This is a genomic window from Amycolatopsis sp. WAC 01375, assembly GCF_003947325.1.
GTDB lineage: Bacteria > Actinomycetota > Actinomycetes > Mycobacteriales > Pseudonocardiaceae > Amycolatopsis.
In genome coordinates this window covers 1-15,605 of sequence record NZ_QHHW01000039.1, presented here as the reverse complement: position 1 = coordinate 15,605, position 15,605 = coordinate 1, and the positions used below count along the sequence as shown (strand labels likewise).

At 65.3% G+C, this 15,605-nt stretch carries 16 protein-coding genes and 1 tRNA gene; 11 read left to right on the top strand and 6 right to left on the bottom strand.

All coding sequences use genetic code 11. From position 1 onward, the window contains the following. The first annotated feature begins 10 nt into the window (after positions 1-10). A complete protein-coding gene (locus DL991_RS27810) occupies positions 11-451 on the top strand; it encodes a type II 3-dehydroquinate dehydratase (RefSeq protein ID WP_125787306.1) in 441 nt (146 codons plus the stop codon). A 62-nt stretch (positions 452-513) separates the two neighbouring features. Beyond that, positions 514-1,287: a thioesterase II family protein gene (locus DL991_RS27805; protein WP_125787305.1), complete on the top strand. Its 774-nt coding sequence runs from the start codon at positions 514-516 to the stop codon at positions 1,285-1,287. Between the two features lie 17 nt (positions 1,288-1,304). Here DL991_RS27805 and DL991_RS27800 read toward each other — a convergent pair whose 3' ends face one another. Both DL991_RS27800 and DL991_RS27795 read right to left on the bottom strand, forming a co-directional pair. Further along, a complete protein-coding gene (locus tag DL991_RS27800) occupies positions 1,305-2,528 on the bottom strand; it encodes a 3-deoxy-7-phosphoheptulonate synthase (RefSeq protein ID WP_125787304.1) in 1,224 nt (407 codons plus the stop codon). Next, the gene (locus DL991_RS27795; RefSeq protein ID WP_125787303.1) at positions 2,525-3,577 is read right to left on the bottom strand and encodes a 3-dehydroquinate synthase; all 1,053 of its coding nucleotides are present in this window, start codon (positions 3,575-3,577) and stop codon (positions 2,525-2,527) included. Before DL991_RS27795 ends, DL991_RS27800 begins: the two co-directional genes overlap by 4 nt. Positions 3,578-4,547: 970 nt before the next feature. Between DL991_RS27795 and DL991_RS27790 the strand changes: the two genes are divergently transcribed. After that, positions 4,548-5,597, top strand: a complete 1,050-nt coding sequence (locus DL991_RS27790) for a hypothetical protein (protein ID WP_125787302.1) — start codon at positions 4,548-4,550, stop codon at positions 5,595-5,597. Here the strand turns inward: DL991_RS27790 and DL991_RS27785 are convergent. Together DL991_RS27785 and DL991_RS27780 are read right to left on the bottom strand one after the other, a co-directional pair. After that, entirely contained in the window at positions 5,594-6,145 is a 552-nt protein-coding gene (locus DL991_RS27785) for an NUDIX hydrolase (RefSeq protein ID WP_125787301.1), read from the bottom strand. The two genes, DL991_RS27790 and DL991_RS27785, sit on opposite strands and share 4 nt — an antisense overlap. Positions 6,146-6,151: 6 nt before the next feature. After that, positions 6,152-7,096, bottom strand: coding sequence for a hypothetical protein (locus DL991_RS27780; protein WP_125787300.1), 945 nt, complete (start codon positions 7,094-7,096; stop codon positions 6,152-6,154). A gap of 44 nt (positions 7,097-7,140) precedes the next feature. Between DL991_RS27780 and DL991_RS27775 the strand changes: the two genes are divergently transcribed. The 3 genes from DL991_RS27775 to xerC are packed head-to-tail and all read left to right on the top strand — an operon-like array spanning position 7,141 to position 9,636. Further along, entirely contained in the window at positions 7,141-8,232 is a 1,092-nt protein-coding gene (locus tag DL991_RS27775; protein ID WP_199754098.1) for a replication initiator, read from the top strand. Between the two features lie 16 nt (positions 8,233-8,248). Then, positions 8,249-8,428 carry an AlpA family transcriptional regulator gene (locus tag DL991_RS27770; RefSeq protein ID WP_037319078.1) on the top strand — a complete coding sequence of 60 codons (180 nt, stop codon included), beginning with the start codon at positions 8,249-8,251 and terminating at the stop codon, positions 8,426-8,428. Positions 8,429-8,439: 11 nt separating this feature from the next. Further along, positions 8,440-9,636 (top strand): tyrosine recombinase XerC, encoded by a 1,197-nt coding sequence (xerC, locus tag DL991_RS27765; RefSeq protein ID WP_158634460.1) that lies wholly within the window; start codon positions 8,440-8,442, stop codon positions 9,634-9,636. A 39-nt stretch (positions 9,637-9,675) separates the two neighbouring features. On the opposite strand, the gene DL991_RS27760 is transcribed toward xerC, so the two are convergent. After that, positions 9,676-9,751, bottom strand: a tRNA-Lys gene (locus DL991_RS27760). A 98-nt stretch (positions 9,752-9,849) separates the two neighbouring features. On the opposite strand from DL991_RS27760, the gene DL991_RS27755 reads away from it, so the two are divergent. The 3 genes from DL991_RS27755 to DL991_RS27745 all read left to right on the top strand — a co-directional run bounded on the left by DL991_RS27755 (position 9,850) and on the right by DL991_RS27745 (position 12,866). Next, positions 9,850-10,389: a DinB family protein gene (locus DL991_RS27755; RefSeq protein WP_125787298.1), complete on the top strand. Its 540-nt coding sequence runs from the start codon at positions 9,850-9,852 to the stop codon at positions 10,387-10,389. A 25-nt stretch (positions 10,390-10,414) separates the two neighbouring features. Continuing rightward, entirely contained in the window at positions 10,415-11,788 is a 1,374-nt protein-coding gene (pcaB, locus tag DL991_RS27750; protein ID WP_125787297.1) for a 3-carboxy-cis,cis-muconate cycloisomerase, read from the top strand. A gap of 82 nt (positions 11,789-11,870) precedes the next feature. Continuing rightward, positions 11,871-12,866: a hypothetical protein gene (locus DL991_RS27745; RefSeq protein WP_125787296.1), complete on the top strand. Its 996-nt coding sequence runs from the start codon at positions 11,871-11,873 to the stop codon at positions 12,864-12,866. Between the two features lie 2 nt (positions 12,867-12,868). Here the strand turns inward: DL991_RS27745 and DL991_RS27740 are convergent, their stop codons facing one another. Beyond that, positions 12,869-13,465, bottom strand: coding sequence for a DUF4383 domain-containing protein (locus DL991_RS27740; protein WP_125787295.1), 597 nt, complete (start codon positions 13,463-13,465; stop codon positions 12,869-12,871). Between the two features lie 131 nt (positions 13,466-13,596). Between DL991_RS27740 and DL991_RS27735 the strand changes: the two genes are divergently transcribed. Next, positions 13,597-14,487 carry a hypothetical protein gene (locus DL991_RS27735; protein WP_125787294.1) on the top strand — a complete coding sequence of 297 codons (891 nt, stop codon included), beginning with the start codon at positions 13,597-13,599 and terminating at the stop codon, positions 14,485-14,487. Between the two features lie 45 nt (positions 14,488-14,532). Then, on the top strand, positions 14,533-15,372 hold the full coding sequence (locus DL991_RS27730; protein WP_125787293.1) for an oxygenase MpaB family protein: 840 nt from the start codon (positions 14,533-14,535) through the stop codon (positions 15,370-15,372). Positions 15,373-15,605: the final 233 nt, after the last annotated feature.

Genomic DNA, 15,605 nt, shown 5'->3' with positions numbered 1-15,605 from the left:
AACTCCTCCTGTGAAAACCGTGCTCCTGCTCAACGGGCCCAATCTCGGGATACTCGGCGACCGCGAACCGGAGATCTACGGCTACGACACCCTCGACGACATCGCGAAATTCGTCTCCGACGAAGTGGCCGACGCCGGTTGGCAGGTCGTCCCGGTTCAGGACGACCACGAAGGCGGCCTGGTCCAGGCGGTGCACGCGCACCGCAAATCGACCATCGGCGCGATCGTCAACCCCGGCGCGCTCATGATGGCCGGGTGGAGCCTGCGCGACGCGCTCGCCGCCTATCCCGCACCGTGGATCGAGGTGCACCTGAGCAACGTCTGGGCTCGTGAGCGCTTCCGCCACGAATCGATACTGGCCCCGCTGGCCAGCGGAGTCGTCGTGGGTCTCGGCGCGTTCGGCTACCGCCTGGCCGCCAGGGCGCTGTTGCAGCTGTGCGGCCACGAATGAACCACCAGGCCGTCACCAGCGGCCCGGGGCACTCACGACAGGACACCAGGGAGACACCCACGATGCCGGAGACCTCGGCGCGATTCCAGACGTGGCTGCGTCGCTTCAGCCCGCCAGGCGACGCGACGTCCACCCTGGTCTGCCTGCCCCACGCGGGCGGATCGGCCAGTTTCTTCTTCGCGCTCGCTCGAGCGTTGGCCCCGGAGATCGACGTACTGGCGGTCCAGTACCCGGGGCGGCAGGATCGCCGTCACGAGCCGAATATCGACAACCTCCCGGAACTGGCCGACCGGATCGTCGACGCGGTGCGACTCGTGGACGATCGGCCGTTCGCCCTCTTCGGGCACAGTATGGGCACGCTGCTGGCGTACGAGGTCGCCCTGCGGCTGGCCGCCGCCGGGTCGCCGACGCCGACCCACCTGTTCGCCTCGGGGCGCCGGGCGCCGTCCCGGCATCGGAACGACCGGTTGCACCTGTCCTCGGACGACGACATGCTCGCCCACATCCGGCGACTCGGCGGTCCGGGTTCGGCGCTGCTCGACGACCCGGAGATCCAGGCCATGGTCCTTCCCCTCCTCCGCAACGACTATCACGCGGTGGAGACCTACCGGCACGATCCGTCCGCCGTCCTCGACTGCCCGATCACCGTGCTCACCGGCGATCGCGACGCGCTGGTGACCATGGACGAGGCACACGCGTGGGCCCGGCACACGACCGGGCCCACCGAGGTCGTGACGTTGCCCGGCGGTCACTTTTACCTGGCCGACCGGAACGAGGAGGTCGTAGCGCTCCTTCGTCGGCGACTCTCGGCCATCGCCGTGGACAAGACGCCGTAGCGGTCGAGTCCGGCCCGCTATGTCCTGGCCGCCGCGACCAGCTCCGCGACCGAGCGGGCGAGCCCCATCGCCTGCCTGGCGTTCAGGCGTGGATCGCAAGCGGTCTCGTACCGGTTCGGCAGATCCTCTTCCGCGACGGCCGGGACACGACTGAGACATTCCGTGACGTCATCGCCCGTCACCTCCACGTGGATGCCGCCGGGATGGGTGCCCAGCTGCCGGTGCACCTCGAAAAACCCGGTGATCTCGTCGACCATCCGATGAAGCCGGCGCGTCTTGTAGCCGTTCGCCGACAGGTAGGTGTTGCCGTGCATGGGGTCGCACTGCCAGATCACCTGTGACCCGGAGGCGGTGACTTTCTCCACGATCGGCGGCAGGACGTCACGGACCCTGCTGTGCCCCATCCGGCTGACCAGGGTGACTCGCCCCGGCTCACCGTGCGGGTCGAGCCGTCGCACGTATTCGACCGCCTGCTCGGGGGTCGTCGCCGGACCGATCTTGACGCCGATGGGGTTGGACAACAGTTCCGCGAACGCGAGATGGGCGCCGTCGAGCTGGCGGGTGCGCTCGCCGATCCACAGGAAGTGCCCTAGTCCGCTCGACACCCGAGGCTCCGGCCCGCTGGTGTCGGCCCACAGCTGCGACCGTTCGTAGTCCAGCAGGAGTGCCTCGTGGCTGACGTAGGTTTCGTCGCCATCCGTGCCGCCTCGGCGGAATTCACGGACGAGACCCATGGTTTCTACGGCGCACGCGTGGGCTCGCAGCATCCGTTCGGGAGCGGGTGTCCTGGCCACGAGCGTGGATTCGGCCGAGTTGATCATGTCGCCGCGGTAGACGGGCAGCCCCAGTGCGTCGACGGCTTGGGAGCGGGGCTTGGCATACTGTCCGGCCATTCGAGCGATCTTGACGACGGGCAATCCGGCCCGGTCGGCGAGCACCGCGGCCATCCGGTCCAGCGTCCGGAGATTGCCGCGCTGATGCGCTTCGGTGTTTCCGGCGAAAGTCTCCGCGCAGTCGCCTCCCTGCAGCAAGAACGCCTCGCCCCTGGCAACCGCGGCGAGCCGCCCTGCCAGCCGCGCGGTCTCGTCCGGCAGGACGATCGGCCCAGCCCGGCTCAGCGCGGCCACCGCGTCCCGTGCCCGGCGCGGATCGGGCCACTCCGGTTGCTGCGCCGCGGGCTTCCGCAACGCTGCCTCCAGCCGTCCGGCGAGAAAGCCTTCCAGCGGGGGAAAGTGCGTCATCGGCGAGCCCCACCGGACGAACCGACCAGGTCGGCCACGGGAGTTCGCGGCATCCGGGCCAGCTCGCTCGCGACCAGGTCCGGGGGGACGTCACTGACCAGCGCCGCACCCTCTGGTCCGTCCAGGACGAAGGTGAATCCCCGGACCGCCTTCTTGTCGTGTCGCATCAACCGCATCAGGGTGGCGGTATCGGCCTCGGCCGGCAGCGCGTCGGGGAGTCCGTAATGCCGGACGACGTCGCGATGCTCCGCCACCCGGGTCTGCCCGATCCGGCCGAGAGCGCCGGCGAGCCGTCCCGCGAAGACCGTTCCGATGGCCACCGCCTCGCCGTGGCGCACGGCGTAGTCCGTGGCTCTCTCCACCGCATGGCCCAGCGTGTGGCCGTAGTTGAGCAGGTGCCGCGGTCCGGTGTCCCGCTCATCCGCCTCCACGATGCGGGCCTTGAGTGACACGCTGGCGGTGATCTGTTCGACCAGGGTGAGCCCCCGCAGATCCGGTGCGCCGATGAAGTGGCAGCGGGCGATTTCGCCGAGGCCGCTCAGCATCTCCCGCCGCGGCAGGGTCGCCAGGTAGTCGGTGTCGCAGAGCACCGCGCTCGGCTGCCAATACGTACCGACCAGGTTCTTGCCGTCGGGCAGGTTCACCGCCGTCTTCCCGCCGACACTGGCGTCCACCTGTGCCAGCAGGGACGTCGGCAGATGGATCACCGGTACGCCCCGGTGGTACAGCGCGGCCGCCAGCCCGACCACGTCAGTGGTGGTGCCGCCGCCGCACGAGACGACCACGTCGGACCTGGTCAGACCGAACCGTGCGAACTCACCGCACAAGGCCTCCACCGTGCCGAGGGTCTTGTCATGCTCACCGTCGCGCGCGGGCAGCACCAGACTGGGTACCCCGGTGTCGGGCAACGACTTCCGTGGTCGAGCGGACACGACGACGGCCCGCTCAGCGCCCAGCCGCCCGATGACATCGGCGAGCGCCGTCCGCACGCCCGGGCCGATGATCACGTCATACGAATGGTCCCTCAGACGCAGAGAAACCGTGGTCATGTTGTCCCCTTAGGCCGCCGCGTAACGGGTTCCGCCCACCGCCTGATCAGTTTGCCGCCGCCGCTCCGCGCAGCCATCACCAACGTGAATAGTTCGGCCGGGCGGCCCGCCTCCGCGCGGCTCCGGGACACGATCGGACACACGAACGACAGCATCGGGAATGGCCGAGCCGGAACAGAACCAGAGCGGCCCCGCTGTCCGAAGAAGCGCGACTTCCCCTTGGCAGCACCAAAATCCCGGGTACTGCCGAACGCGATGCCGGGGGGTGAAAGATCATCAACCGCCCTGCTTTCGCAGGTCAGAAGCATGCTTTTGGTGGGCCGCCTGGGGCTCGAACCCAGAACCTACGGATGCAAGATCAACTACTCTGGATGGTTCCGGACGACTCCGAATGTCCCCGTTCACCTGGGCATTTCGCAGGTGCAAACGCTGGTCAGTTCGGAGTCATCCTGGTCGAAACTGGCTGTTTGGGGGCACTAAAGGGGCAGTCGCCACCTCGGGAGGCGAGCCGCGTTCGGGAAGCCGCCAATGCCGGCCAATCCACGCGCCTCCTTTCCCGATCCTAAGCCGCCTGAGGCCAGGCCGGACACGGTCAACCCTGTAACCGATCTCGCGCCCGGAACGACCTACGCAAGGTGACCGATGTTACGGAAGGTGACCACGCGCGAGATCGGCGCGAAGCGGGGTTGACCGTGTCCGGCCTGGCTTCGACCATCCGGCGATCGGGTTGGGTGGCGTCCCCGAACGCGCTGACATGTGACAACCTTTCGCGTTCTACCAACCGTCCTGCCGTGTCCTGCGCGCGTGTCCGACGGCGTCCGGCGCGGCCGTCCAAGACGGAGGCGGCCAGGGCGGCCGCGCGCCTGTTCGGACCGCGCGCCCGCCCGGTAGGGCGGCTTGAAGACGTAAAGAAAGTTCTCACCGGCCTCAGAGGTGTCTGCGCCTCTCTAGCAACAACTTAAGGTTTGTCATGACGCATGCTATGCAAGCTATAGAAACATCGTTGAACGAGATAGAGAACCTCAGTCGCTCAATTACCACATCAATCGAGGCGTTGCCTCGAAGGTTGCGAGAAGAATTCGCACGGATATCATCGTTTAACTTTCCGGCAACAATTAAGAATCTCGACTCTGCTGTGACCTCAACCTCAGAACTGGTGCGAGAATTTCGCATTGCAATCGCGCCTGCATCAGGAGACGTATTCCGGTACTTAACTGAAGATTTTGAACTCGCGCTCGCCAGTCTAGTCAGCGAGTTGCAGCCAATCGATATGCTGCTATCCAGCTTAATTAACATGCAGCATAACCTGGCCGACCTGAGACTACAAAACACCGCACTTGATAGCCGAATCAAGAAGATTCGAAACCACCAAAAGCGAGCCATCGAGGTTCTTCGAGAAACTCAGAGCAGACTTCGATCAAACGGTGTTATTTCGCCCGATTTCAACAACTTTATTAGCAGTTGGACTAGCCTGCTTCAGATTGAAGACATACGTTCATCTGTCGAGAATGCAGGAGAGAAGGTAGAGCAAGTACTAGATGCCAGCCGAAAGGCTGCTGGACAGGTCGCCGAAAATAGTCTTTCACTGCACTTCAAGAAAGTTACAGATCGCGAACGCACCATAGCGAACAAGTTTCGCTGGATTGCCGTAGGACTGCTAGCATTGACCGGTGTAGCAAACTTTTATTTGACGAAGGTTTCCCCGGGCGTAACGGCAGCAATTTTTGATCGGTTGCTATTTTCTGTTCCCGCATTGCTCTTAGCAGCTTACTTCGCTAGAGAGTCGTCAAAACATCGGCATGTTTCGCATGACGCAGAGCAAGTTGAAGTGCGACTACTAACTATAGATGCTTACGTAGCATCCCTCGAACAAGAAGCCCAGGATGAACTGCGTGCAGAATTTGGAAAACAGATATTCTCAGTAGAGAATACTGGTACCAAAGACGAAACCGGCCTCGGCATGCTAACCGAGTTGAATAGTTTACTTGACCGAATGATGCCACGCAAACCAGAAGCCTAACGCCCAAAGTCTGTATACTTTACTAGATTTAACTGCTTTGCATCATTCGCTTGAACTAATCTTCTATAAAAAGAAGGCTTCAACATCTCCTTTACCTCACCCAGGTGATGGAATCCGAAGCTTTTTAGTTCGTCTGGAGGAAGTCGAATCTTCCTGATGTCTTCTTCACTCAGAACACCACCGTCAAAAATAAACTGAAGCGAGTCGCGCCAAACGCCATGTTGAGGCATCCAGTCAACAACAAGCAGGTTACCGATCTCAATGTTGATCCCAAGTTCTTCTCGGATTTCACGTTGACATGCAGCGTAGGGAGATTCGTTCGCATCTACAACGCCGCCCGGAATTTCCGGATATGGCTTATAGATTGGGGTGACGAAGAAGATCCGCCCTTGTTCGTCATTGATCAGTACACCTGCGGCGACTGTCTTGCTGGCGATACGGCTAGCGATACCGGGGTTGAACTCGACCTCGGGTTCCCCCTCGGCCTCCATGTCCTGGAAGAATTGGGCAGCCTGCTCGGGGCTGAGGTGGTGTGCCTGCTCAGTCATCAGCGTTCACCCAGCCAGCAGCAACCGGGCACGTTCCCGGAAGTCCCGAACTTGAGGTTGCTTGGCGTATCGCTTGAGCTGAACATCTACCTCTCGGATCACTTGGAGTGAACGTTGCGATGCCTGTTTGTTGCTGGACTCAACCGCGGCTAACCCCAAGCCGGCCGCCTGCTCGATGTCGCCGTTGAGCACTGCGACCTTAGCAAGCTGGCCAGTGCTGTAGACCTGCCGTCGTGGGTGTCCTTGGGCAGCGTTCCAAGCGAGCTTGAGCGGTGCATATGCCTCGTGGGGCTTGCCCATGTCAACCCAGCTCACACCGACGTAGGTTGCGAACACTGCATCAGTCCAGTGTGACGCCCACTCGGGAGTGCTAACAGCCTCTACCTGGGCAAACAACCGCTCTGCATCCAGGATCATCGCGCGACAGTCTGTCTCGTTGCCCAGTCGAGCGTATGCCTGGGCTGCCATGAGAGTGGCTTCTGTGGCGACGATGGGCACCGTGGAGACATGCACGTTCGAGCGTGCGGCGAGTGCGAATCTGAGGGCCTGATCTGGCCTGTTGAGGTAGAGCGCCTGGTGCGCCATCGTGGCCAGGACGTAGGCACCGTAAGCGGGTTCGTCTGCGTCCTTTGCGAGTCGTAGGGCTTGCACGAAGTAACGCTGAGCAACACTGTGCCGTTCTGCGTCGTACGCCATCCAGCCGATCACTTCGCACAAGATGGCGGCCGCCGTGAACAGGGCCCGACTTGCTGGATCGGTTCCAGCCACGCTGAGACGTGGGGCCAGTCGTTCGCGCACGAACCGCACTGCAAGTAGGCGTTGAGTCTCTCCGCCGATCGTTCGATCCAGGCTGTCGAACATCTGGGCAGCACTTCGCACCTCGAGTACGTCTGCCTCGGTGATCCGCCCATCGCTCGACTCGTAGCGCGACTCCCTGAACAGCCAGTCCATGCAGGCAGCGTTCAGGGCATCGACCGAATACGAGCCGTACCCGCGTGATCGGCCACAACAGCCAAGTCCGCCCTTGCCGGGCTCGCCGGAACACCGAGCCATGCCCCCACGGACGCCCCCAGACGTGCCTGGAACGCCACCACGAGCACGATCCCCGCGTCGGTGAGCCGATCTGCCGGGACTGCTACGACTACCGCCACCAAGCCGCCTGGAACTTCCACGCTGGCGAACTCTGGCGACGCACCACCATCGCCCTCAACCGGGCCTTGGCCCATGCCGGCCGAATCCGCGACACCCGCGTCCGGCTCTCCTTCGCCAAGGTCGCCGAATACCAGCGACGCGGCGTCATCCACTTCCACGCGCTCATCCGGCTCGACGGCCGCGACCTGGACAACCCGGACGCGATCCTCGCGCCTGATCCGTCGATCACGATCGACCACCTGCGCAGCTACGTCGACCACGCGGCCGCCACGACCTCGTTCACCACCGAACCCCACCCGGTGAACCCGTCCGGCTGGCCGATCCACTGGGGAGCCCAGGTCGACATCCGCACCGTTAAACTCAGCCCAGCGGACGCAGACGACCACGGCACCTTGACCACCACGGCCGTCGCTGCCTACCTGGCCAAATACGCCACCAAGGCCACCGAGGAAACCGGGCACACCTCCCGACGCCTCGACTCCCTCGGCATCGACCTGCACACCGAGCACGACACCCACCAAGCCCGGCAACTACTCGCCTGCTGGGAACTCAGCTCACGCCCCCTCAACTGCCGCACCAAAGCCCAGCGCGAAGCCTGGGCACAAGGCTGGGGAAAGCTCCAGAAGTGGGCGCACATGCTCGGCTACGGCGGGCACTTCTCCACCAAGAGCCGCCGCTACTCCACCACCCTTGGAGCGCTCCGGGCTGTCCGCAAGGCCTTCAAACGCGGCGACCCCATCGAACCCGCCCAGCCCGAACTACCCCACGACGCAGATCCAGACGGCGATGACTCCATCGTCACCCTGAACTGGATCTTCGACGGCGTCGGCTGGCTCACCCTCGGTGACGCCATGCTCGCCAACACAGCAGCCGCCAAAGCGCGCGAACGAAAGCAGATAGCACGAGAGGAGGTCGAAGAAACCATTGGCAAATAACAGAAAGGAGTGACCCATGAACCCCTTGTGGACGGTCGACGACGTAGCAGCGTACCTCAAAGTCCCTGTGAAGACCTTGTACGACTGGCGCACACGCGACTACGGACCAAAGGGCAAACGCGTCGGCAAATACCTGCGATACAAGGCCGAAGAGGTCATCGCATGGTTCGAATCCCTCGACCCCGAAGCAGCCTAAAAGGACAGAACATGGCACGCCCACCCCTGCCGGTTGGCACGGCTGGCAAGATCACAAGTCGGCGCGATGGTCCTAACTGGATCGCGTTCTGCAAGTACCGTGATCTTGACGGCATCGTGCGCAAGATTCGCGTCTGGGATAGCACGAAGACCAAAGCAGAGAACAAGCTTCGTGAACGCATCCGCGACCGGCAGGCAGTCCAAGGACGAGTCAACATGGACACCAAAGTCGTTGTGGTGGGCGAAAAATGGTTGTCTGAGTTTCGTGAACAGGTCGATCTCGGCAACCGAAGTGGGTCCTCGTTGGACACCTACGAGCACCGCTGGAACGCCCACGTGAAGCCTCGCGTGCTCGGGTTGAGCATGGGCGACTTGGACGCGGGACGCGTTGACACGATCTTGCAAGACATCAACCGCGCATTGTCGGCAAGTTCAGCGAAGACAGCACGCACTGTCCTTTCAGGACTCTGGGGCTACGCTGTCCGCAATGGACCATTGAAGATCAACCCTGTTCGGGACGCTCGTCCCGTGGAGAACCGTAAGCGCCGCAAGGCTCCACGAGCCCTGGAAGTCCACGAAGCACTGGCGATCTTCGAGCTTGCCGACGGTGACGAGATCGCGGTACGGCAGGACCTTCCGGACATCATGCGGTTCTATGCGGGCACAGGGGAACGTACTGGTGAAGGCATCGCCGTGCGCTGGGAGCATATCGACTTCGAAGCCAAGGTCGCGCGCATGGAGGGCAACTTCGTTCGGACCAAGGCCGACGGAGCCAAGATCAATGACGGCAAGAGTGAGAACGCGCAGCGTGACGTCGTGCTAGCCGATTGGCTGGTCACCATGCTGTTGAACCGTCGCGCCCGGATTGCTGCTGAACGTGGCGTGGCTCCGGAGGCTCTGACCGGCTGGATCTTCCCCAACTCCAAGGGTGGCCTCCGGGAGACCAGCAACCTCCGCCGCGACTGGCGAGCCTTCCGGGTACGGCACTGGCTGGGCGACTGGTTCACCCCGCGTACCTTCCGCCGCACCGTCGCCACCGTGCTTACCGACGCCCTACCGGCCCGGTACGCGAGTGACTTGCTCGGGCACTCCCGGGTCTCCCAGACCACTGACACCTACGTCGGCCGGGAGGCGCCGTCACGTCGTGCCGCTGAGGTTCTGGAAGTCCTCGGCGGTGACCTCAAAGAGGGCAGCAAAGGGGCACCATGATCAGACAGGTGATCGTTAAGTGCCTCTGACCTGGGCTTTTGGTGGGCCGCCTGGGGCTCGAACCCAGAACCTACGGATTAAAAGTCCGCAGCTCTACCAATTGAGCTAACGGCCCGTGCGGCTGAGTCTAGTAGACCACCGCCGACCACCAGGATGGCGGGGCCGCCGCCGGAGCGCCACGGAATTGTCGGGGGTCTCTGCCAAGGTCGGGGCATGGACACGATCCCTGACGAGAACTACTCGGCCACTTGGGAGGGCGACCGTTCGGAGCCTCCGCGGGTGGCGAGCGAGCGCGAGATCTTGACGTCCACGCTCGACTGGCATCGGCGCACGTTCGAGCTGAAGTGCCAGGGTCTGACGCCGCAGCAGATGGCCCTGCGGTCGGTGGAGCCGTCGAGCATGTCGCTGCACGGGCTGCTCAGGCACCTCACGGGCACCGAGCGCTGGTGGTTCCGCCTGCAGTTCGCGGGTGAGGACGTCCCGTTGCTCTATTACTCCAACGAGTGGCCGGAGCAGGACTTCGAGGACACGGATGGCGACGTCGAGGCCGCGTGGGCGGCTTGGCGTGAGGAGTGTGCGCGGTCGCGGGAGATCGTGGCGGCCGCGTCGCTTGACGACACGGGCACGAGCCGCCGCGACGGGGAGCCGTTCTCGCTGCGGTGGCTGCTGACGCATCACATCGCCGAGTACGCGCGCCACGCCGGGCACGCTGATCTGCTGCGCGAGCGCATCGACGGGAGGACGGGCCACTGAGACCTTGAAATGCGATGCTGGGGCGATGAACGCCGATCCCGACTCCGGCCTCTTGTCCCCGGTCCGTGCCGGCACGCCCGCCGAGGCGGCGACGGGTGATCTCGCCTGGGTACGGGCCCTTCTGGACACGGAGGCGGCGCTCGCCAGGGCGCAGGCCGGCACTGGGCTGATTCCGCAGGCCGCCGCGGAGGCGATCACCGAGGCCGCCGCGTCGGTCGAGATCGACGTGGTCGCGTTGGCGAGGGCGGCTCGTGAGACGGCGAACCCGGTCGTGGGGCTGATCAAGGAGCTGACCGAGGCGGCCGGGACGGAGTACGTGCATCGCGGCTCCACCAGCCAGGACATCTTCGACACCGCGATGATGCTGGTCGCCGCGCGGACCCGGGCGCTCATCACCGCGGACCTCGAGGCGACGGCGAACGCGCTGGCGGATCTCGCCCGCGCGCATCGCGACACGATCATGGCCGGGCGCACCCTCACCGCACACGCGGTCCCGACCACGTTCGGGCTCAAGGCGGCGGGCTGGCGGCAGCTGACCCTCGACGCGCTCGACAGGTTGGACCGCGTCGTCCTGCCGGTCTCGCTCGGGGGTGCGGCGGGCACGAGGGCGGCGTACGCCGAGTACGCGCGGCTCGCCGAGCTGCCCGACGGCTATCCGCAGCGGCTTCAGACGGCGTTCGCCCAGGAGACCGGCCTCGCCGAGACCACGCTCCCCTGGCACACCCTCCGCACCCCGACGGCCGACCTCGCGGCCGCTCTCTCGTTCACCGCCGCCGCGCTCGGGAAGATCGCGGTCGACGTCCAGTTCCTGACGCGCACCGAGGTCGGGGAGGTCACCGAACCGGCGGGCGAGGGCCGTGGCGGTTCCTCGGCGATGCCGCACAAACGCAATCCGGTACTCGCGACGCTGATCCGTTCGGCCGCGTTACAGGTCCCGGTGCTGGCCACCGGTGTCACCCAGGCCCTGCTCTCCGAGGACGAACGGTCCGCGGGCGCGTGGCACGCCGAGTGGCAGCTGCTGCGCGAGTGCCTGCGCCTGACCGGCGGCGCCGCGCATACGGCGGCCGAACTCGCCCGCGGTCTGGTCGTCAACGACGAACGCATGCGCGAGAACCTCGCCTTCACGCACGGCCAGATCGTCTCCGAGCGGCTTTCGACCGTGCTTGCCCCGCTGCTCGGCAAGGCGCGGGCCAAGGAGGTCCTCGGCCGAGCGTCCAAGCTCGCGTTGGAGCAGGACAGGGCCCTCGGCGAGGTACTTTCCGACCTGCCGGAAATAACCGGAGCGCTCTCCGCGGAATCCCTCGCCGACCTGCTGGATCCCGCGAACTACACCGGTTCGGCCGGGGTGCTCACGGACGCCGCGCTGGAGGCCCGCGAAGAAAATCCGCGAACTCCTTGAACCGGTCCCGCGAGGGGTCCGTGTAGGGGGTACAAGCTCACCGCGCCAAGCCGCGGAACCCCTACGAACAAGGAGAAATCCCATGCTTCGCAAGCGTTTCGTCGTCGCAGCGGCGTCCGCGGCCGTGGGCCTGGTGGCGCTGTCGGCCTGCTCCGGCGGCACCGAGACGGCGGCGCCCGCGGTCGCTCCGGCCGCCGCGGTGGCCGGGGCCGGCGGGAATGCCCCGGCGGCCAAGGGCGAGACCAAGGTGGCCGTGGCCGAAGCCGGGAACCTCGGCCAGGTGCTCGTCGACAAGGACGGGTTCACCTTGTACCGCTTCGACAAGGACAGCGCGAAGCCGCCGAAGTCCACTTGCGACGGTGACTGCGCGAAGGCCTGGCCGCCGGTGGTCGCCGAGGGCGACGTCCAGATCGAAGGCGTGGATCAGGCCCTGGTCGGCGAGCTGACCCGCGCCGACGGCCGCAAGCAGGTCACCGTCGGCGGCTGGGCGCTTTACCGCTACGCCAAAGACACCAAGGCGGGCGAGACGAAGGGGCAGGGCGTCGGCAGCACCTGGTACGCCGCGAACGTCAAGGGCGGCAAGGCGGGCCAGGCGGCGAAGGAGGCCGAGGCGGCTCCGGCCGAGCAGAAGGCCGAACAAAAAGACGGCGCCACGAAGCTGGTCGCGAGCAACGTCGACGGCATCGGACCGGCCATTGTGGACCAGGAGGGTTTCACCCTCTACATGTTCACCAAGGACAAGAAGAACAAGCAGCCGACCTGCAACGGTGACTGCGCGAAGGCCTGGCCGCCGGTGCTCGCCGAGGGCGACGTCCAGCTCGAAGGCATCGACCAGAAGCTGCTCGGCACGGTGAAGCGCGCGGACGGCACCACGCAGGTCACCGTCGGCGGATGGGCCGTCTACCGCTACGCCAAGGACGCGAACGCCGGCGAGGCGAACGGTCACGGCGTCGGCGACACCTGGTTCGTCATCGAGCCCGCGGGCTGCAAGAGCACCGCGCCGGTGAAGAACAAGGCGGCACAGAGCGGGAACGCCTCCGAGAAGAAGGAAGACGCTCCCGCCCAGTCCGGTTACTGAGACTAGTGGGCCATGCCCGGCGGTCGCTCTTCATGAGCGGCCGTCGGGTTTTTCTTGTGCTTCGGCCATCGCGAGCGGTCCGGATGGGATTCGACGACCGTGGCGCTGTCGGCCTGATCCGCCATCACTGTTTCGTCCTCGTCCTCCGGCAGCAGCACCTTGTGCCGCGCGGGCAGGAACGCGATCACCAGCCCGAGTGCGGCGAGGCCGAGGTGCAGCCAGTTGTCCGGCCCGTTGAGGTTGAACGGGTTCCCCGCCTGTGACACCGGGTTCGTGGAAACGGTCCCGGCGATCATGAGGCCCCAGACGAACAGCGCCCCGAAGGCGATGAACGTCAGGAAACCGAAGGCCCGGGACCGGCCCGAGCCGAAGGTCAGCAGCAGACCGATCGCGCCCAGCAGGACGAATCCGAGGTTGTAGAGCGGGTTCACCGAGAATCCGAGAACGGTCGCGTCGTGACGGCCGGCAAAATCGGCGAATCCGGTCCTGGTGAAGCCCACGATCCCGAACACCAGGAATGCCAGGCTCGCCAGCCCGGCGAGGACCTGGGCGGGTTGGAGTCCCGCCGTTCGGATCCGAGCGCGTTGTGCACGTGCCATTGCTCCGCCTCCCAGAGTTGGCGAATTGAATTCACGCTGGAGCCCGGATACCCCGAGGCCCTCCCGGGCAAACCGAGGCGGCCGAATGGCCTAGCCGTGAACACGAACGGGTGATGCGGGCAACAACTTGTGTGGGCAAAGCAAGCGGGGTCTTCCTCCTGGTGGGGCTGTGCCTGGGTGCGATCGTCGCGATGACGCTGGTTCCGCCGTCGCGTTCCGGCCCGGCGGCGATCGCGGCGTCGAGGGCCGCGGTGCTGACGATCGAGGCCGAAGCGGTGCCGGTCGAATCCCCGCCCCCGTCCTCCTCGGCGGTGCCGGGGCCACCGCCGAAGACCGTCGACATCCAGGCCCTCGCGGACCTCGTCCCCGGCGGGCAGGTGAGCGCGGTCGTCTACGACCGCACGGCCGAGAAGACCGTGGTTTCCCTCAAATCCGAGCGTTCCTACACCTCGGCGTCGCTCGTCAAGCTCCTCATCGCACTGGAAGCGCTTCAAGCGGGCACACCGGCGAGCACCGTGCAGCGGATGCTCTCGGCCAGCGACGACGGCATCGCCAGCAGGTTGTGGTCGGCCCACGGCGGGCCGGTCATCGTCACCCGATGGGTGGCGAAAATCGGCCTCGGCGGCACGCGTCCGCCCGAAGATCCCGGCCGCTGGGGTGACACCAGGATCACCGCCGCGGATGTCGTGAAGGTCTACCGCTACCTGCTGGACCAGGCGGGCGCGGGCACGCGGACGACGATCATGCGCGCGTTGAGCGGCGCGACCGAGAGCGGCTCCGACGGGATCCGGCAGTACTTCGGCATCCCCGACGGCGTCGGCGACCTTCCCTGGTCGATCAAGCAGGGCTGGGCGTGCTGCCGCGGTTCCCGGATCCTGCACAGCTCCGGCGTCGTCGGCGAAGAAGACCGCTACCTCGTCGTCGTACTGACTTCCCAACCGACGTCCACCACCTATTCCGGCGCCGGCAAGCGGGTGACCGACGTGGTGAAGGCACTGCTCCCCGCTATTGACGGCCTGTAAACAAGGTGGGACAGTGGCCGTACGCCACTCTTCCGGGAGGTCGTCATGAGCACCGAAGCCCACCTGCCCGCCGTGACCCCGCTCGGCCCGGATTCCGTTGCCTGGCAAGTGGTCGGCGACCGGAGGCTGCTGCTCGGCGCGGGGACGGCGTTGCTGCTCCAGGTCGCGCATCCGGTGGTCGGCGCGGGCGTCCACGACCATTCGAACTACACCGAGGACCCGTGGGGCCGTCTCGACCGGACCATCGATTCCTTGCTGTGCCAGGTTTTCGGCGGCCGGGAAGCGATCGCGGAGGCCGAGCGGCTCCGCGAGATGCACAAGGCGATCAAGGGGGTCGACCACCACGGCGAGCGCTATCACGCGCTGAACCCCGAGGCCTACTGGTGGGTGCACGGATCGACGTTCTGGACGACCGTCCGCATGCACGAGGTCTTCGTCCATCCCTTGTCCCGCACGGAAAAACACCGTTTCTACGCGGAATGGCGACGGCTTGGCCTGCTGCTCGGCCTCCGTGCGCACCACATGCCGGAGGACCTCGAAGGATTCGAGGCCTACTTCGACGACGTCGTCGCGAACCGGCTCGAGGACAACCATACGGTCCGAGAACTGCTCCGTTCGATCACCATGCGAGACACCCCATCGCCGCCTTGGTGGTTCTTGCCTGAGGCCTTCTGGCGGCCCGTCCGGCCCGCGGGCGGGAACGTACTGACGCTGTGCGCGATCGGCTTGCTACCTCAGACTCTTCGCGATCGCTTGGGTCTCAAGTGGACAGACCGCGACGAACGCCGGCTCCAGCGGATGGGCGCGGTCACGAGAGCGACCGGCAACCGGGTTCCCGACCGGCTTCGCTTGTACCCCAAGGCTTATCGCGCCAAGCGCGGCTAGCTGAGGGGTAACCGCAAAGGTGTCGGGTCGCGGAGATTCGCTCGCGGCCGCGGGGGTGATGGGGTCGCGAAAGCCACTTTCGGGACATCAGGCGTTGCGAAAGCCAGGCGGTTTCAATCGGTTGTTGCAAGTGGTGGCGGCTGATAGGGAGATCGTCATGCCAGGAGCCCGGTTGACGCGCGAGGAGCGGGAAAAGATCCAGAATGGTCTGGATCAAGGTCTTACTCAGGACG